Origin of the sequence: Bacillus cereus group sp. Bc061 (assembly GCF_027715825.1) — a bacterium.
Taxonomy (GTDB): Bacteria; Bacillota; Bacilli; order Bacillales; family Bacillaceae_G; genus Bacillus_A; species Bacillus_A paranthracis.
In genome coordinates, this window is the sequence record NZ_JAQFTZ010000006.1 from 141,184 (window position 1) to 160,455 (window position 19,272).

The window sequence follows — 19,272 nt, forward strand, 5'->3', positions numbered from 1 at the left end:
AGGAATTCTTATTTTAAGAATTCCTCTTCCTTTATTCTATGAAAAGAAAAGATGTGAAACGAATGACAAAAGAACATGACAATACACGTTCTATAGCTTTTACATACAAATTAATTTTAAGCATAATTGCATTCTTTCTTATTTTTATGGTAGCAATGGTATTAGGTGCTGCAGATACTTCAATAAAAGACGTATGGTCAGCACTCACTTCCTCCGCTAAAGGGGATAAAATATCTATCATTCGCGAAATACGTTTGCCCCGTGAAGTTGCCGCTATTTTTGTAGGAGCTGGACTTGCTGTTTCTGGAGCAATTATGCAAGGATTAACAAGAAATCCACTTGCAGATCCTGGATTACTCGGGCTATCTGGTGGAGCAAATGCTGCGCTTGCACTAACACTTGCTTTCAATCCTTCCATCAGCTATCTTTACTTAACATTAGCTTGCTTTATCGGTGCTGCAGTTGGTGCAATTATGGTATTTGGAATTGGTATGGTGAAAAAAGGCGGTCTCTCCCCTCTTCGAATTGTATTAGCTGGTGCTGCCGTTTCAGCATTTCTACTCGCAATTTCAGAAGGAGTCGGCATTTACTTCAAAATTTCACAAGATGTATCACTTTGGACTGCTGGAGGCGTAATTGGAACTACTTGGAGCCAATTGAAAGTTATTATTCCAGTCATTTCAATTAGTATCTTTATCGCTATCTTACTAGCAAAAAAATTGACAGTTCTTAGTTTCAGTGAAGAAGTGGCTATTGGACTCGGTCAAAAAATTATTGTTATTAAAACCATTCTATTTATCATTATTATCTTACTTGCAGGTGCGTCTGTAGCACTTGTCGGAAATATGGCATTTATCGGTTTAATGGTACCTCACATGGTACGCCCAATTGTCGGTCCAGATTACCGATTTGTTATACCGATGTCAGCAATTGCTGGGGCTTCCTTTATGCTACTTGCAGATACAATCGGACGTACCATTAACGCTCCGTACGAAACACCAGTTGCTGCTATTGTCGCAATTGTAGGATTACCATTCTTCCTATTCATTGTACGTAAAGGAGGAAAAATGTTCTCATGATACCATCTATTCTAAGAAAACAACGTCTTATCATACTCGCTTTACTTATACTAACCATTACAACTATTGTAATTGGAATGGGGCTCGGTTCAGCATCTTTATCTTATGATCGACTACTCCCAACGTTAATGGGACAAGGAACTTTTAAAGAGGAGTTCGTTTTATACTCTTTAAGGCTACCTAGAATTATCATTACATTATTAGCTGGTATGGCTCTCGCTTTATCAGGAGCTATTCTGCAAGGAATTACCCGAAATGATTTAGCTGAACCTGGTATTCTCGGAATCAACTCTGGGGCCGGTGTTGCTGTTGCTATTTTCTTCTTATACTTTCCAATAGATGTAGGTTCATTTCTTTACTTACTACCTATCGTTGGATTTATCGGAGCGTTTCTGACAGCTGTTCTAATCTACGTATTTTCATATAGTAAATCAACTGGACTTCAGCCGGTGCGATTAACATTAACCGGTATCGGTTTTGCATTTGCACTATCTGGAATGATGATCGTCCTTATTTCATCCGCAGATCGTATGAAAGTGGACTTTATCGCCAAATGGATTGCCGGAAATATTTGGGGAGATGACTGGATCTTCGTTTTAGCAATGCTCCCATGGTTAATCGTATTCATTCCGTTCGTTTTCTATAAAGCAAACCGATTAAACATTCTAGCATTAAACGAACCAGTCGCAATTGGCGTTGGAATTGAAATTGAAAAAGAACGCAGATACTTATTAGTGGCGGCCGTTGCGCTTGCAGCTGCAGCTGTTTCCGTAACAGGAGGAATTAGCTTTATTGGACTAATGGCTCCTCACATTGCAAAATCTTTAGTAGGTCCAAGGCATCAAATCTTCATGCCTATCGCCCTTTTAATCGGCGGATGGCTATTACTATTAGCAGACACAATCGGACGAAATATCGTTGAACCTAACGGTATCCCAGCAGGTATTGTTGTCGCTTTAATTGGTGCTCCTTACTTTATGTATTTGTTGCTTAAGAAGGCGTAAAAAACACCCTCAAGAATGAAATCTTGAGGGTATTTTTATCTCCAGCATTTTATTCACCTTTATACATATCAACGCGTTTTACAAAACCATCAGCGACACTGAAATAGATAGCGTAGCCCTCCTTGCGGTATACAAGGGCATCACTATCTATCCCTTCTTCTATTCCATACGGCTCACCTAACCAACTCTTTAACTCATTTACAGGAATATTCATATGTAACCAAATTTTTTTAACTTTTGAAGGAAACATATCCAGGTTATAATCACCATAAGTAACAGTATTAGCTGCATCACAAGCTGTACACTTTGCTTCCTGTAAAGCATCAGGTGTACCAAATTCTTGTTTCACTGCAGATTGTTCTTGTCCAATCACATTCAATCCAAATGGTCCCAAATTCCCGTCAATTAAAGCTGTTTCTAGAACCTGTTTTAGTTCTTGCTTTGTTTTAACTTTAAAATTATAAGAAGAACCAGCGCTATCATTCACCGATATTGATGGAATTGACTTATCTGCATCCGATTCTTTTGCAAGAGTAGTATTTTCTTGAGAAGAACTCTTCTCTCCATTACTACGCCATACTATTTTCTCTCCATGCCAAGCACTGTTATTGTCCTCTTTCATCAAGTACATTCCACTTATACCAAATAGCATCAATATAACCATGCCAAGTGGAATATAGATTCTTTTATCTTTTTTTATAACCTGTAGTACACCTTTCACCTTATTGAAGGTCTTTGAAAGTCTTTCATTAGTTGTACAAGCGAGTAAATATTTATAGAAAGAATCCCATCCCTGTGTCTTTTTATACAATCTTTTCAAACTAATCATAACAGCGAATGGTACCTCTTTATTTTGTGATATTCGGTAAAAAGAATTTACTTTCTGACGCTTCGATTTCATAAATCGAGCAAGTAAAGTAGCAAGGTATTGAGAAGAGCTAAACTCTTTTAATTCTTCACCAGGATATAAATCATGCTCATCTTTTCGTTTAACCATACGCATTTCATAGTCCAAAATCAGATTTAATTTTTGATTCTCTTTCAAACCATGATGCAAAAATTTCATTGTAAACTCAGTCTTTGTCATCAAACCTAAATTCCTAAGATCATGATCATGAACTACCATCGGTAATTGTTTAAATAACTCTGCAGTAAAGGTGATAAAAGTATCCTTTTCTTTTTCGCATAGTTCTAACGATTTGCACATAAGCGCTGCAAATTTTAATAAGTTCGCATAATATTTAATACTTTTCCCATTCTTTATAATTGTTCGTTCCATAATTGGATACTTGCTAACGTGTTGATAAAACTGGTTAGATACTTGGACTGCTTTGTCAATTTCTTTTTTCTGTAATAAAGATTGTATATGAGAAATCGTTTCTATTGCCCATGTTACTACCTGTCCTTGCTCACCTTTAATTAATTGCAATTTATAAACGTTATCTTGCAAATATAACTTTTGAAATTCTATGCCACTCTTTTTCAGCTGCTTATTAACAGTTACAAATGCGCCACCATATAAACTCAATTGAACATACTTATAATGGGTTTTTAATTGTTCCAGATCCACCTTCAACTGTTCATTATATTTATCCCACATTTGTCGTACATTCTCTTGCGCGTTTACTATTTTTAAAGCATCTGGGTCTAATAATTTTGCAAGTCCTTTAACTAAGAAGGAGCCTCCAAACCCCATAATTAACGATGCCATTATTTGTGATACAAGCTGCACAAATTTTTTCCCTGGAAGCCTACTTTGTATATCTCTTAATAATTCTGTATATTGACCATATGCCTCATAGTAATTTTGAAAGTTTTTAATCGTGGTATCCATTGAAAGGTTCATTCTTTTCTTTAACCCCTCAAAAACATTACCTGTAAAATATAATTTTTTAAATAAATGTCCATGTTGATTTTTTGATATTTCTTCAAGAAATTCATAATACACTTTCCCTAAATATGGAAAACTTAGTATCCCCTTCAGCTCATCTCTAATTTCGCCCACCTGAGTTAATTGAAAAAAACGGGTAATATATTGTGAATACATTTCTTTATTATCTGGATTTTGTAAAGGCTTAAAGACTTCTTCTTCTAGCATTTTATTCCGTTTTTCAATACTTTCATGAATTTTTTGGAAAAGTGCCTCTCCTACTCTCTCGACAAAAGATTCAATTTCTTCTGCTACATTATGAGTAAGTTGCTCATATAATTGTTTTTTGGTTTCTAAATACAGCTCTACTGGATTATCAGCTTGCTCTTTTTCTTTTATATAACTCAAAACAGATTCCCCAACAAATCTAAAATATCTAATCCATCTACAGACGTAGACAAAATAGAACCCGCATCCGTTATATCCACAACACTATTCACTACATCTAAAGCGTCCAAATGAGTAGTATCAATCACATCTATATCTATATTCGGGGATATGAATTCTGGACTTGTATCAATTGTCATCCCTTCCCCTAGTGGATTCGAGTTCATATCATATAATTTTTCTCCCGTAGCTGTATTCATTGTTAAGCCACCCGAACTATTAGGCTGTGAGTACCCTATTATCCCTTCAACATTATCATGAAAAGTTTCCCCACCATACATATTTTGGCTAGAAGAAACGGTATGTCCACCTCCAAAATCAAAGGTCGTTCCATCATACGCATTCTCTTGAACACGAGCAATTGTTTCTCCATGACCATCCATTATAACGCCACCACCTTCAACAGGAGACGGCTGATACTCCGCGACTACTTCTCCGCTTCTGCTTTTCAAATCATATCCGCCAGTCAAATTCGGTAAAATAATCTTTTCTTCCAAACTATCATTAGTAGACTGTATTCCCTGAAATAATTGATTCATTAACATTTCACTATTCCCCAAACCTTATCCATCCCTTCATTCTCTTCACTTTATCAGTTATTCTCCCCAAAATATGTATATACTTTTCTAAACTACTTATATTTTATGCTTCTCTATCCTTAATAAAAGTTACAATATTTACCTCATTATATCATTAAATTAAATTATTCCCTTAAAAGGATTTAATATTTATAAAAAAATCTACTGCAATAGATCCTTTTCCGAATCTATCGCAATAGACAAAACACTCCATAGCTAACTACTGCTGCCCATACCCTTCAAACTTCTTCGCCAAATTCTCCATCTCGTCTTCTGGCAATAGCTTCGGTTCCCCAATGCTTTTCGTTTGATAATAAATTTGCGCACAAAACTCAATTTCTTCCGCAACGGTAAATGCCATTTTTATATGATTTGCACCTGCAATTAAACCGTGGTTCGCAAGTAAAACGGCACGGCGATCAATCATCCCTTCAAAAGCAGCCTCTGCTAATTGCTTCGTACCAAATGTTTCATACGGTGCACAACGAACATTTGGGCCTGCGAAAGCAATTAAATACGATACTGCGGGCAGTTCCCATCCTAATGATGCAATCGTCTTTGCATAAGGAGAATGTGTATGCACAAGCGCATTTATATCTTCACGCTTTCTATAATAAATAAGATGCATATCCAGTTCGCTTGATGGTTTTCTCTCTCCCTCTACTACATCGCCATCTAAGTTTAATATAACTACATCTTCAGGCTTCGTTTCATAATAATCTAAACCACTTGGGCTAATGGCAACAAGACCTTGCTCCCGATTGAAAATACTAATATTACCGCCTGTTCCCTTTGTTAAACCGCTAGAAATCATTTTCTTTCCATACGCTACAATTTCTTCTCTCTCTTTTTGTAATAACATATACATCCCCCTAAGTATGAAGCTTATGATGACTGACTTTGTATCTATCTACTTATTGAAATAGCTTTTTTAAGTTCTCCGTAAACGGTGCTTTTACAATCCCTTTTTCCGTAATAATCGCTGTTACATTTTCATGTGGCGTGACATCAAATGCTGGATTATATACTTTACTTTCTTTCGGAGCAGAATATTGCCCAAAGCGATTAATCACTTCAGAAGCATCCCTTTCCTCGATCGGAATTTCTTTTCCTGTCGGTGTTTTTAAGTCGATTGTCGGTGTTGGTGCTGCTACATAAAACGGAATGTTGTAGTATTTCGCTAAAATAGATACGCCTAATGTCCCAATTTTATTTGCTATATCACCATTTGCTGCCACACGGTCACATCCAACGATTACCGCGTCAATCTTCCCTTGTGACATGACCATAGCTGCCATATTATCTGTAATGACAGTGACGTCAATTCCCGCTCGCTGTAATTCTAATGCTGTTAACGTTGAACCTTGTAATCTAGGACGTGTCTCATCTGAATAGATTTTCAAGTCCCATCCTTTTTCTTTCGCTAAGTACATTGGAGCTGTCGCAGTACCATACTTAGTCGTCGCTAACGCACCTGCATTACAATGTGTTAATACTCCCATTCCATCATGGAATAATGTTAGTGCATGTTCTCCAATGTGACGGTTAATTTCTTCATCTTCTCTATGAATCTCTTTTGCCTCTTCTAGTAATCTATCTTTCAACTGGGCGATTGATAAGTGTGCGTTCTCTGTCGCGACTGCCTCCATTCTTTCAAGTGCCCAAAATAAGTTTACTGCTGTCGGTCTTGATGTTGCTAAGTATGCACATACCTTTTTTACTTCCTCTATCAATTCTTCCACCGTATTTTGAGTAACTTCCTTGGCTCCTAAATACACCCCATAAGCTGCTGAAACACCAATCGCTGGCGCACCTCTTACTTTCATTACTTGAATGGCATCCCACACACCTTCAGCTGTTTTAAAAGATTCATAGACAACCTCATTCGGTAATAATGTTTGATCTAATAAAACTAAAGCATCATCTTTCCACTGGATTGGTATTAATTGCTCTTCCATCATCTTCTCCCCTTACTTCGCGTAGTGCATTGACTGTTCTTTTAACGTTTCTACAAAGCTTGTACCTGTTTTATATTGATTCGCTCGTAAAATAAATTTCTTCGCTACTTGAAGACAAATACGTTCCGCTCTAGCACGTGCTTCCTCATTCTCAATACAAGTAATGTCTTTTACTTTCGCTAGCCCAACAATACGACGAATTAACTCAAGTCCCGTCACCGCAGCCGTATCCTCTAATACAGATTGTAAATAGATTTCGTTAAAGCCTTCTTCCTTCGCCATAATCTCTGTCACATGAATATCCCAAGCGTCTAAAAACTTCTTCTTAAATAAATCAATTACCTCTATTATTGTCGATTGTAACCAATCCATATACGTATCTTTCTCAGCTCCAGCTGACATCATTGCATCTGCATTTACCCAAGCAAACATTAAATTCGCCATTACATTCCCAACGTCATATCCCATTGGTCCATAAAAGGCAAACTCAGGATCGATTACTTTTGTGGAATCATTTTTTACAAAAACAGAACCAGTATGCAAATCACCGTGAATAAGCGCCTGTGCATTCGTCATAAAAGAAAACTTAAGTTTAGCTACTTCTATACGGAGCTCTTTATCACTATAAATATGTTCTCTAATCCATCCATCATTTAACGGAAATAACTCATTACGCTTATTATGATTTGTAAATGGCTCAGCGTATACGAGTTCTTCTGTAATCTCACATAACTCAGGATTTATATAATTCTTCACAAGCTCCTTCTTCTCTTTATGATTCATTACAACATCCGATGTTAATAAGAGTGTATTTACCATAAAGGTAGTTAAATCATCCGCAAGCCTCGGAAATATTTCATGATTTATAAGTGCTGTACGTAATATTGTGTGATCCGATAAATCCTCCATTACGCAACAATTCATCACACTATCAAACAAATACACCTTCGGAACAAGTCCAGGTGCTAACTCTTCCTCTAACTGCAAAACATCTGATTCTATACGAATACGATTCGTCGACAACTTAAACTCATCTGAAATACGTGCTGTATCCCCAGCTTGCTTTACAATGACAGAAATGTTCTTCTGTTCATCCCAAACGCGGAATACATAATTTAAATTACCATCGCCTATTTCTTTACACTGTAACCCCTTTGCATGTTCAAACTTACATAATTTCTCTTTCACATATACAATCACATCGCTAGCTTCCATTAAAAAATACTTCGTGAACTTAGACATGGTTTCCCCTCCACACTAATTGTAAGCGTTTTCTAAAAGCTATAAAAAATAATAGGATTAAATCTTTCATCCTATAATATATGTTCTTCTTTTTGAAATGTATATCTAGGTTTTATTATATCTTGTTAATATCTTGAGTCAATGTTTCTATATCATTGCAATATGCTTCCTAATTATATATTTGAGAGGACAAAAATTGTTCAAAAAGATTCTAGTTCATTTTATTTTATTTATCACACAATTCTTTGTAAAATAGAAATACGCAGTTCCTTTTCAAAAAGACAACTTCTAAGAAATATTTCCTTCCTAAGAATTTATACTTACATCATATCTCTAACATACACACTACTCATTCAAGCACTCATTGAAAATTTATAAACTTAAAATTACCTTTCCATTCCCTGTTATCCTTAATTGAGAATAAATATTAATTAAATTGATATAAAGTTCGTTTATTCGCTTGACAAAATAACCACTTCTATATGATAATTAATATCGAATTAGAATTATTATAGTTAATTAAAAAATATATTTTATGAGCACACTATTTTTTGATGCTCAAAACCAACATTTAGGAGGAATTTTAATATGTTATTAATCGGCACAGAAGTAAAACCGTTTAAAGCTAATGCTTACCATAATGGAGAATTTATCCAAGTTACTGACGAAAGTTTAAAAGGAAAATGGAGTGTAGTTTGTTTCTACCCAGCTGACTTCACATTCGTTTGCCCAACTGAACTTGAAGACTTACAAAACCAATATGCAACTCTTAAAGAGTTAGGCGTTGAAGTATACTCTGTATCTACAGACACTCACTTCACTCACAAAGCATGGCATGATAGCTCAGAAACTATCGGTAAAATCGAGTACATCATGATTGGTGACCCAACTCGCACAATCACTACAAACTTCAACGTTTTAATGGAAGAAGAAGGTCTTGCTGCTCGCGGTACATTCATCATCGATCCAGACGGCGTTATCCAATCTATGGAAATCAATGCTGACGGTATCGGCCGTGACGCAAGCATTCTTGTTAACAAAATTAAAGCAGCTCAATACGTACGTAACAACCCAGGTGAAGTTTGCCCAGCTAAATGGCAAGAGGGTTCTGCTACACTTAAACCAAGCCTTGACCTTGTAGGCAAAATCTAAGGAGTTCGATCAAAATGATACTAGATGCAGATATAAAAACACAACTATCCCAATATCTTCAATTAATGGAGAACGATATTTTACTTAAAGTAAGCGCAGGAGACGATGACGTATCTAAAGATATGTTAGCTCTAGTAGAAGAATTAGCTACTATGTCATCTAAGATTACAGTAGAAAAAGTTGAATTAGAGAGAACACCAAGCTTTAGCGTAAACCGCCCTGGTGAAGACACTGGTGTCGTATTCGCTGGTATTCCATTAGGACACGAATTTACTTCATTAGTGTTAGCTTTACTACAAGTAAGTGGACGCGCTCCAAAAGTTGAACAAAAATTAATCGATCAAATTAAAAACATTCAAGGCGAATATCATTTTGAATCTTATATCAGCCTAAGTTGTCATAACTGTCCTGATGTTGTACAAGCTCTTAACGTAATGAGCGTTCTTAACTCTGGTATTACACATACTATGATTGATGGCGCTGCATTCAAAGAGGAAGTAGAAAGCAAAGACATCATGGCAGTACCAACAGTTTTCCTAAACGGCGAATCTTTCGGCAGCGGTCGTATGACACTTGAAGAAATTTTAGCTAAAATGGGTAACGGTCCAGATGCATCAGAGCTTTCTGATAAAGATCCATACGATGTTCTTGTTGTTGGTGGCGGCCCTGCTGGTGCAAGTGCAGCAATTTATGCAGCACGTAAAGGAATCCGCACTGGTATCGTTGCTGAGCGCTTCGGCGGTCAAGTAATGGATACTATGGGCATTGAGAACTTCATCAGCGTAAAACGCACTGAAGGTCCTAAGCTAGTAGCAAGTCTTGAAGAGCACGTTAAAGAATACGACATCGATGTAATGAATCTACAACGTGCGAAACGTTTAGAGAAAAAAGAACTTATTGAAGTGGAACTTGAAAACGGCGCTATTCTGAAAAGTAAGAGCGTAATCGTTTCAACAGGTGCTCGCTGGCGTAATGTTGGCGTACCAGGTGAAGCTGAGTTCAAAAATAAAGGTGTAGCATACTGCCCACACTGTGACGGTCCATTATTCACTGGAAAAGACGTAGCAGTTATCGGTGGAGGTAACTCTGGTATTGAAGCAGCTATCGACTTAGCTGGTATTGTTAAGCACGTAACTGTTCTTGAATTCATGCCAGAATTAAAAGCTGATGCTGTATTACAAGAACGTCTTAACAGCTTACCAAACGTAACTGTTCTGAAAAACGTTCAAACAAAAGAAATTACTGGTACTGATAAAGTAAACGGTATTTCTTACATCGATCGTGAAACTGAAGAAGTTCATCACGTTGAATTACAAGGTGTATTCGTACAAATCGGTCTTGTTCCAAACACAGACTGGTTAGGCGAAACAGTTGAACGCGTTCGCGGTGAAATCGTAACAGACAAGCACGGCGCTACAAACGTACCAGGAGTGTTTGCTGCAGGTGACTGTACAAATAATCCGTACAAACAAATCATCATCTCTATGGGTTCAGGTGCAAACGCAGCTTTAGGTGCATTTGATTACTTAATCCGTAACTAATTATATAGACGTGAGTAAAAAAAGCGGGTGCCTTGGCACCTGCTTTTTTATAATCTTAATGTATAAATTAAAAATCTCTCATTCCCATTCTTCTCATAAGCACCTGGCAATCTAACTTCTTTCTTCAGCTCAAACGCAGTCTGATTTTCTAAGAAGAAAATATAGTCCTCAGAAGGATAATACAAAATAATATCCACTTCTCTCCCCGTTTCTTCTACTGAAAGCAAAATGTTATTTACTACATTCATAAACACTTGTACAGAAAATGGATTAAAGAAATAAAAACGGTTATCGCGTGGATCAATTTCATATTCCTGCGCTAAACAACATTGGAATTGAATTTTCCCCTTACTGTTTCGTGCCTTTCGTGCATAACGATCTCGATTATCCATCGCTTCTTTATAAAACTCTTCATTCATTTCAATTCCAACTGCTGAAGCACCACATTTATGATGCATATAAAAGTTTAATCGCCCTTTTCCGCATCCAAAGTCTACAATTCGGTCGCTACTTCGTATTTCATATTGATTCAATAACTCATCTAATCCGCTATACGGCGTCGGTTCATAACGATGATAATGCATAGACTTGTTAAATCCTTTTTGCTCACCGACTGTTTTTATATGTAAAACTGCATCGTAATATTGTTCGTTCATTCGTTTTCTCCTATTAAGAAATGGTACTTATTATTATACACCATGTACTGGATGCTCATTTTTCATCAAATTAATAGGTACGTGAAATTATATCGACGATTTTCTCAATATATCTATCGTAATTTCAAATATATCAACGATTTTTTCAATATATCGACGTTTCGACAAAGGATATCGACTTAACGACAAATTTCTACAAAAAACAGGAGCTCCCTAGCCCCTGTCTTCTAACACTTTCAATACAGTTTGTTTTAATATTTCTACCCCATCCATAATGCAACTATGATCGAACTTCATATACGGATGGTGTAATCCAGGTTGTAGGTCTGCTCCTAATCCAAGCATGACAGCTTTTAAATGTGGTCTCTTCACTGTGTAGTAATGGAAATCATCGCTTCCTGTCGTATAAAGTGGTCCCGTACATTTATCTTCCCCATACACTTCAAGAATGCCTTTACGCATAAATCGCTCAGCTTCTTCTGAAACTTCAGCTCCTGGCGCGAGATCAATCCACTCATATGAAGTTTTCGATCCCATCGATGCAGCTGATTCTATGACATGCTCTATTTTTTTCTTCAATTCTTCTAATAATGTATTACTCTCCGCTCTGACATCTAAGCTAAAATGCCCGTTACCCGGAATAATATTTAAATTATCACCACCAGCTTGGCACCTCGTCATCTTTACTGAATAGGAACTTTGCGGTGGTAGCCATATGTTTTTCAAACCGATATTAATCATGGAAATAACATCAATCGCATTTATCCCTTGATGTGGGCGTGCTCCATGTGCATCTTCTCCGTGAATCGTACCCTCTAAAAATCCTGCTGCTCCGTGACGAATTGATGGGGCAGCCTGTTTCAAAGATAGTTCTTCAATCGGGCGCAAATGAACACCGAATAGGAAATCCGCATCATCCACAGCACCTTTCTCTACCATTTTTAAAGCGCCATTCCCTTTCTCTTCTGCTGGCTGAAAAATAAATCTAACTGTACCACTTTTCCATCTCATATTCTTTAATTGTAAAATAAGTCCCATTACAATCGTCATATGAGCATCGTGACCACACGAATGATTCGCTTTAAATTCTCCATTCACTTCTTGCCAAAGTGCATCCATATCAGCGCGAATTGCAATAACAGGATTTCCGCTTCCAATTTCAGCAATCACCCCTGGGCAATCATCAAATATTTTATATGAAATTCCTTCTTCTTTTAAAAAGTTAGTAATATACGCTGTCGTTTCATACTCTTTCCAACTCACTTCAGGGTTTTCATGTAAATGCTGAAAAATTTCAGTTAAACGCTCTTGTAGTTCTAATGTTTTCAAAGCTACATTCTCCTTCCCAAATTCCAAACCATTCAGGTTAATTATACTTATGAAAAACAGATGTTTTTATGAACATATTGAATTTTAAGAAAAAAGTCAATTGTTTATTTTTAAACACTAAAAAAGCTTACTCTACATCTATATTACAAACTAAACAAACAACTAGAATATTACTTATTTTCTGTCTTTTATGTTGACGCTTACATATATTTTTAGTTATCATAACCTAATAAACGTCTATTTTGCGACAATTCTAAAAATACAAACAAACATACATAACAAGGAGGACATTTATGAAAAAAGAAATACCTTTTGGTGTAGCCATGATCCCTATTATCATTACAGTTGCAGTTATGATGGTCACAATTGTTGTATTAAAACAAAGCCCTCACGTCCCACTTATTATCGGTACAACCGTTGCTTCCATCGTCGCTTGGCGTTACGGTTACAAATGGAACGACATTGAAGAAGCAATGTATAAAGGAATTCGCCTCGCATTACCCGCTATCGTTATCATTATTCTAGTAGGTTTAACGATCGGTGCTTGGATTGGTGGTGGAATCGTCGCAACAATGATTTATTACGGTTTAAATCTATTAACACCATCACTATTTTTAGTTTCAATTACAATTATTTGTTCTATTGTTGCATTAGCTATTGGTAGCTCTTGGTCTACAATGGGAACAATTGGTGTTGCAGGAATGGGTATTGGCCTAAGTATGGGAATCCCAGCTCCGATGGTTGCCGGTGCTATCATTTCCGGTTCTTATTTCGGCGATAAAATGTCACCGCTTTCAGACACAACAAACTTAGCCGCAGGATTAACAAATACAGATTTATTCACACATATTCGTCATATGTTATTTACTACAATTCCAGGTTTAATTATTACTCTTATCGTTTACGCGTTCTTAGGAAGAAGCTTCGGTGCTAACAATATCGATGCAAAAAGCATCGAGCAAACATTACAAGTATTGCAACAAAACTTTGTTATCTCACCTTTCCTATTAATCATACCTGTAGTTGTTATGGTATTGGTCGCTAAAAAAGTTCCTGCTATACCAGCTATTCTCGTAGGTATTATTTTAGGATTTTTATCACAAGTCTTTATTCAAGGTGGTTCTGTCTCATCAGCTGTCGCTGCACTCCAAAGTGGATTTGTCATAGACACTGGCAACAAGCTAGTAGACGAGCTATTTAATCGTGGTGGTTTAAGCTCTATGATGAATACCGTCTCTATGACAATTGTCGCTATGACTTTCGGAGGAGTATTAGAACATACAGGTATTCTTCGCTCCATTGTAAATCAAATTTTAAAATTAGCGACATCAGCAAAAGGACTTATCGCTTCAACTATCGCATCTTGCTTTGCAACAAATCTTACTTGCTCTGAACAATATATTTCGATTGTTGTTCCTTCAAGAATGTACGCGAATGCATACACAGAAAAAGGACTACATTCTAAAAATTTATCCAGAGCATTAGAAGATGGCGGAACATTAACTTCTGTTTTCGTACCTTGGAATACATGCGGCGTATTTATACTCGCAACACTTGGCGTAGGTGCCTTCGAATATGCTCCTTATGCTATATTGAATTTCATCGTACCTATTATCTCGATCATTTACGGTATAACTGGTCTCACAATTACGAAACTATCTGACATTGAAAAAGCAGAACTACTAAAAAAACAAAACACTCAATTAGAAGCTTAAAGATAACGGTAAATTCAGTTCATATATTGCGCGAGGACGCCCTTGTTGATAAGGCATTTCCTCGCCGCAAATATGAGCATACCCGTAATCAACCAATTTCTTTAACAACCTTTCTGTCGATCTTCGAGTCACTTGTAAGTACTCAGAAAGGTCAGCTGCTGTAAACTTTAATGACGGATGCGATTGACTAAATTGAATGATTTTTGATAAATTTGCTGGGCTAAGTTTCGTTTCCTTCGCTATTTTCATTAGTTCCGGATTATCATTTTTCAAACTTTGTACTCTCTGTTCTTTCGGGAACGGACCAAATAGTTCTTTATCACTTGTTAGTATATAAAAACAGTGGTCTATTGGATTATTCTTCGCGAAACCTTGGGCGATTTTAGCATTTTGCTCCGCTTCTTTCACAGTTTTTCCGTAACCAAATCCAATAGCTATCGTTCCTTCTATACTCGCAAATAAATTATTCATCGTATTTGTTTTTATAATGGATTCAATATCACCACGAGTCGTATATAAAATGAACGTCATTTCATCAATTGTTTTAAATGAACCACGTAGTTCTTTTGAAATAACATCTAATTGCTCAAGCAAACCATCTCGTAATTCTAAAGAAGAAATAATACAAGCACCAACAGTAGCTGAATGGCTTCTTGCTAACTCAGCTTTTATTTTTGCATCTTTTAGCCCATGTATAATAGATTGCTTCGGATCTATCATACGTTCTGAAGGAATACCTATTTTTTGAAGTTCATCATAGACAGCGTGAATACTAGTTAAAGCTAAATGAGCTTCTCCAGATTGATATTTAGCTACATGAAAATCAATAACTCTATTTATTTCATCTTTACTCCACAGCATATTTTCATAATCAAACACTTGTGGACTTTCTTTTATGCCAATATCATGGAACACATTTATAATGAATGAACGGTCTACTAAATCAATTGAAATGTTATGTGGTTGAACCCCTTGGTGATACATGACAGAAAGAATAGAAGATGCGACAGTCGTCTCGTCTTGCTGTAAGTACGTACTTGGAATTCGTAATTGTTCTCTTATTTCTTTTGCCATATAATAAGGTAAAGCACCTGAGAAAAAGATGAAATCACAAGGCTTTAAACGCTTTAATAGTTCAGAAGATTCTGCCGGATGAAGGTAAACATATGGATCAATTTCTATTTCTTCTAGTTTATGAGCAATAGGTAAAAGTGTCTCCATAAACTCTTTTGAACCGACAACTGCAATTTTTATCATCATTTCTCTAACTCCTTATCATTAATTAACGACTATTTAACGTCAACTATATCAAATGTACAAAACCATTGTAAACAGGAAGGGGTCTCTACCTAATGAAAATTACAGCTATTCATCTTTATGCAATTCGTTTACCGCTTCGCGATCCGTTTGTTATTAGTTACGGTTCTTATTCTGATATGCCTTCTATTATTGTCAAAATGGAAACAGACGAAGGCATTATCGGTTACGGTGAAGGCGTCGCTGATGATCACGTTACAGGCGAATCTTGGGAAAGTACTTTCCATACTTTAAAGCATACACTAGCTCCTGCTCTTATCGGGAAAAATCCAATGAATATCGAGAAAATACACGATATGATGGACAATACAATTTACGGTGTTCCTACTGCAAAAGCTGCGATTGATATTGCTTGTTTTGATATAATGGGTAAAAAATTAAATCAACCTGTATATCAATTAATTGGTGGACGATACCATGAAGAATTTCCTATCACTCACGTATTAAGTATCGCAGATCCAGAAGAAATGGCTGAAGAAGCTGCCTCTATGATTCAGAATGGTTACCAATCTTTCAAAATGAAAGTCGGTACAAATGTAAAAGAAGATGTAAAACGAATTGAAGCAGTACGTGAGCGTGTAGGAAATAACATCGCAATTCGTGTTGATGTAAACCAGGGGTGGAAAAATAGTGCAAACACATTAACAGCACTTCGTTCATTAAGTCATGTAAACATCGACTGGATTGAACAGCCTGTCATCGCAGACGATATTGACGCAATGGCTCACATTCGTTCGAAAACAGATCTTCCACTTATGATTGATGAAGGATTAAAGAGCTCTCGTGAAATGCGCCAAATTATTAAATTAGACGCTGCTGATAAAGTAAACATAAAACTAATGAAATGCGGCGGCATATATCCAGCTGTAAAACTTGCTCATCAAGCTGAAATGGCAGGTATTGAATGCCAAGTTGGATCCATGGTCGAATCATCCGTTGCCTCTTCCGCGGGATTCCATGTCGCTTTCTCGAAAAAAATTATTACGAGCGTTGAACTTACAGGTCCATTAAAATTCACGAAGGACATCGGAAACTTACATTACGACGTACCATTTATTCGCTTAAACGAACAGCCAGGACTAGGTATCGAAATAAATGAAGATACACTACGAGAACTCACCGTCTTTCAAGACAGTGTACGCTAAAGGAGGGCTAACGCATGACAGTTCTATACGAGGGCAGATTAAAACAAAATAACGAGCTATTTCACGTTACATTACTATCACTAGAGCACATCGAACAAATTTTATTACTACAGAACGTTGTAGTTGAAGCACTAGAAGATAAAAGTCGCTTACAACCACTCTCATTAGAAGAATTTCAATACATTCTAGAAGGAAACGGTATGATGATCGGTGCTTTTATCGAAAACGAACTCATCGCATTTCGCGCCCTGCTCGTCCCTCCTATCGACGATGAACATTTAGGACTCGATATCGGCTTACCAGAAAGGGAACTGTACCGCGTCATCTATCAAGAAATCTCAAACGTGCATCCGAACTGGCGTGGAAATGGTATGCAAAAAATATTAGCGACAGTCATCATGGATGAATTACAAAAAGAAGATAGCAAATACGACTACGTTTGCTGCACCGTTGCCCCTTTTAACATTCCAAGTTTGAAGGATAAGTTCTCACAAGGGATGAAGATTGCTGCGCTGAAGGAGAAATATGGTGGTAGTATGCGGTATGTTTTTGTGAAGGAATTGAGTGGGAACAATGAAAGGGATTGGACCGATATTAAGAGCATTCCAATGACCAATGCTGGTGGACAGCAGGCGTTGCTTTCGGAGGGGTATCGCGGGTATGAGATGGAGAAGGTGGATGGAGATTTTGTTGTGAAGTTTGGGCGATAATTGCTACGCTAGAAAAAAGGAGATGTCTGCTGTGACATCTCCTTTTGCTTTCTCTTCCTTGAACATATCGATTGCAACTTCAAATATATCAGCGATTTCCAAAATATATCGACTTACCGACAAAGATTGACAATAAGTGCACCACTAAACCGTCATCTTCCAACTAGATAACGCTAACCAGTTCTCCATTTCCTTATAATCAGGCATGATTTTCCCGACAAGACGCCAAAAAGAGCGATCATGATTTAAATGAACCATATGACACATTTCATGAACAACTACATAATCAATTACTCGCTGTGGTGCCATCGCTAGCTTCCAATTGAATGTTAGCTGTAAATTTGAACCGCAAGTGCCCCACGTACGACTACTATCTGTAATACGAATAGAACGCGGTTTTGTTTTAAAGTTACTTTGATGTGCTTTAATACTCTTCTCTACTAATGACTTACACTGCTTATAGTAAAATCGTTTTAAAGCTTGCTGTATTTTCTCATCTTTAAGATCTTTCACATAAATATGTAGCTTATCTCCTTCAAACACTGCATTGTCTTGCGTAATATTTGTATCTTGAGAAATTTGTATCGGATACGTACTTCCTAAATACAAAAAGCCTTCTCCTTGATCATAATCCTTTTCCTGTGGTCCACGCGCTCGCTCCGCCATTTCCTTACGTGTTGTCTGAATCCAATCCCACTTCTCTTCTAGCAACTGGACTAAATATTTAACAGGTGTCCCTTTTGGAGCTTGCACCTCAACATTCCCATAAGAATCCACCAAAAAACGCACCGATTTTTTCTTTTTATAAGTTATATGAAAATTAATTGTTTCGCCTAAATATGTATGTACCATTTCATCACCTAGCATATTATTTTTACAAATAAAAAGGAGTAGGATACAAACGTCCTACTCTACCTATTATATCATTTACCGCTTTAACGGAATCATTATCCTCTATACTTTACAGCTAATCCTTTAATGAAATTCCTTGCGTATCTATCGCCGCACTCTTTGTAATTTTTATGGCCTTTTTTTCTTAATAGAGCGCCTAGTTCTCCCTTAGTCACCGTAACGCCTACGCTATCTAATATGTCAAGTACATCCTCACTCGTTAAAGATAGTGCTATTTTCATTTTCTTTAGAAGAAGGTTATTCGCACTTTCTTTGCTTTGTACAGGTGCCGGTTGCCCTGGTTTCGGATCTTGCTTACCTCTTTTTAAAGTAATAAATCCATTTAAAAATGCCTCTAACATCATCATATCGCATGTTTTTACGTACTCATCTTCTTCCACATCAGGGTTTTCAGGTTCGTGCTGAGGCGCTCTCTTTATTTTTGTAAGCATATCAACTACGTCTTCTTTCGTTACTTCCATTCCGCCAAGTTTAAAAATTTCTACCATATCTATATCTTTTATATCTAAAGCATATCTTACTCTTTTTAATATATCGTTGTTGCTCATTGCCATTGGGTTTCCTCCTGAAATGTTGATTATTTTTAACTTTTTATTTGTAATACAGTTTACCGTAAC

General features: G+C 36.8%; 17 protein-coding genes. 7 read left to right on the plus strand and 10 right to left on the minus strand.

Annotated features, from left to right (window positions below):
* Positions 1-38 precede the first annotated feature (38 nt).
* The gene (locus PDQ40_RS19800; RefSeq protein WP_000823048.1) at positions 39-1,079 is read left to right on the plus strand and encodes a FecCD family ABC transporter permease; all 1,041 of its coding nucleotides are present in this window, start codon (positions 39-41) and stop codon (positions 1,077-1,079) included.
* Complete coding sequence (locus PDQ40_RS19805) at positions 1,076-2,083, plus strand: FecCD family ABC transporter permease (RefSeq protein ID WP_000613088.1); 1,008 nt, start codon at positions 1,076-1,078, stop codon at positions 2,081-2,083. Before PDQ40_RS19800 ends, PDQ40_RS19805 begins: the two co-directional genes overlap by 4 nt.
* A 49-nt stretch (positions 2,084-2,132) precedes the next feature.
* On the opposite strand, the gene PDQ40_RS19810 is transcribed toward PDQ40_RS19805, so the two are convergent.
* From PDQ40_RS19810 to mtnK, 5 genes are all read right to left on the minus strand, one after another.
* A complete protein-coding gene (locus PDQ40_RS19810; RefSeq protein WP_000120378.1) occupies positions 2,133-4,361 on the minus strand; it encodes a hypothetical protein in 2,229 nt (742 codons plus the stop codon).
* A complete protein-coding gene (locus PDQ40_RS19815) occupies positions 4,358-4,960 on the minus strand; it encodes a hypothetical protein (protein ID WP_014297624.1) in 603 nt (200 codons plus the stop codon). Before PDQ40_RS19815 ends, PDQ40_RS19810 begins: the two co-directional genes overlap by 4 nt.
* A gap of 238 nt (positions 4,961-5,198) precedes the next feature.
* Positions 5,199-5,840 (minus strand): L-fuculose-phosphate aldolase, encoded by a 642-nt coding sequence (locus PDQ40_RS19820; RefSeq protein ID WP_000926545.1) that lies wholly within the window; start codon positions 5,838-5,840, stop codon positions 5,199-5,201.
* A 52-nt stretch (positions 5,841-5,892) separates the two neighbouring features.
* A complete protein-coding gene (mtnA, locus tag PDQ40_RS19825; protein ID WP_000392482.1) occupies positions 5,893-6,936 on the minus strand; it encodes an S-methyl-5-thioribose-1-phosphate isomerase in 1,044 nt (347 codons plus the stop codon).
* A gap of 12 nt (positions 6,937-6,948) precedes the next feature.
* A complete protein-coding gene (gene mtnK, locus PDQ40_RS19830) occupies positions 6,949-8,178 on the minus strand; it encodes an S-methyl-5-thioribose kinase (RefSeq protein ID WP_000033261.1) in 1,230 nt (409 codons plus the stop codon).
* A 588-nt stretch (positions 8,179-8,766) separates the two neighbouring features.
* Here mtnK and ahpC point away from each other — a divergent pair.
* Together ahpC and ahpF are read left to right on the plus strand one after the other, a co-directional pair.
* A complete protein-coding gene (ahpC, locus tag PDQ40_RS19835; protein WP_000924422.1) occupies positions 8,767-9,330 on the plus strand; it encodes an alkyl hydroperoxide reductase subunit C in 564 nt (187 codons plus the stop codon).
* A 14-nt stretch (positions 9,331-9,344) separates the two neighbouring features.
* The gene (ahpF, locus tag PDQ40_RS19840; protein ID WP_270691598.1) at positions 9,345-10,871 is read left to right on the plus strand and encodes an alkyl hydroperoxide reductase subunit F; all 1,527 of its coding nucleotides are present in this window, start codon (positions 9,345-9,347) and stop codon (positions 10,869-10,871) included.
* A 47-nt stretch (positions 10,872-10,918) separates the two neighbouring features.
* On the opposite strand, the gene PDQ40_RS19845 is transcribed toward ahpF, so the two are convergent.
* Positions 10,919-11,527 (minus strand): SAM-dependent methyltransferase, encoded by a 609-nt coding sequence (locus PDQ40_RS19845; RefSeq protein ID WP_001005629.1) that lies wholly within the window; start codon positions 11,525-11,527, stop codon positions 10,919-10,921.
* Between the two features lie 213 nt (positions 11,528-11,740).
* Positions 11,741-12,856 (minus strand): M20 peptidase aminoacylase family protein, encoded by a 1,116-nt coding sequence (locus PDQ40_RS19850; protein WP_000853529.1) that lies wholly within the window; start codon positions 12,854-12,856, stop codon positions 11,741-11,743.
* A gap of 293 nt (positions 12,857-13,149) precedes the next feature.
* On the opposite strand from PDQ40_RS19850, the gene nhaC reads away from it, so the two are divergent.
* Positions 13,150-14,571, plus strand: a complete 1,422-nt coding sequence (nhaC, locus tag PDQ40_RS19855; protein ID WP_000711545.1) for a Na+/H+ antiporter NhaC — start codon at positions 13,150-13,152, stop codon at positions 14,569-14,571.
* On the opposite strand, the gene PDQ40_RS19860 is transcribed toward nhaC, so the two are convergent.
* Positions 14,560-15,831: a hypothetical protein gene (locus PDQ40_RS19860; RefSeq protein ID WP_000972842.1), complete on the minus strand. Its 1,272-nt coding sequence runs from the start codon at positions 15,829-15,831 to the stop codon at positions 14,560-14,562. The two genes, nhaC and PDQ40_RS19860, sit on opposite strands and share 12 nt — an antisense overlap.
* 92 nt (positions 15,832-15,923) lie before the next feature.
* Here PDQ40_RS19860 and PDQ40_RS19865 point away from each other — a divergent pair, with 92 nt between their 5' ends.
* Positions 15,924-17,033: a mandelate racemase/muconate lactonizing enzyme family protein gene (locus PDQ40_RS19865; protein WP_000704454.1), complete on the plus strand. Its 1,110-nt coding sequence runs from the start codon at positions 15,924-15,926 to the stop codon at positions 17,031-17,033.
* Positions 17,034-17,047: 14 nt separating this feature from the next.
* A complete protein-coding gene (locus PDQ40_RS19870) occupies positions 17,048-17,743 on the plus strand; it encodes a hypothetical protein (RefSeq protein WP_000217514.1) in 696 nt (231 codons plus the stop codon).
* Positions 17,744-17,887: 144 nt separating this feature from the next.
* Here the strand turns inward: PDQ40_RS19870 and PDQ40_RS19875 are convergent, their stop codons facing one another.
* Positions 17,888-18,595 (minus strand): M48 family metallopeptidase, encoded by a 708-nt coding sequence (locus tag PDQ40_RS19875; protein WP_076856257.1) that lies wholly within the window; start codon positions 18,593-18,595, stop codon positions 17,888-17,890.
* 95 nt (positions 18,596-18,690) lie between these two features.
* The gene (locus tag PDQ40_RS19880) at positions 18,691-19,209 is read right to left on the minus strand and encodes a DUF1456 family protein (protein WP_001251709.1); all 519 of its coding nucleotides are present in this window, start codon (positions 19,207-19,209) and stop codon (positions 18,691-18,693) included.
* Positions 19,210-19,272 lie beyond the last annotated feature (63 nt).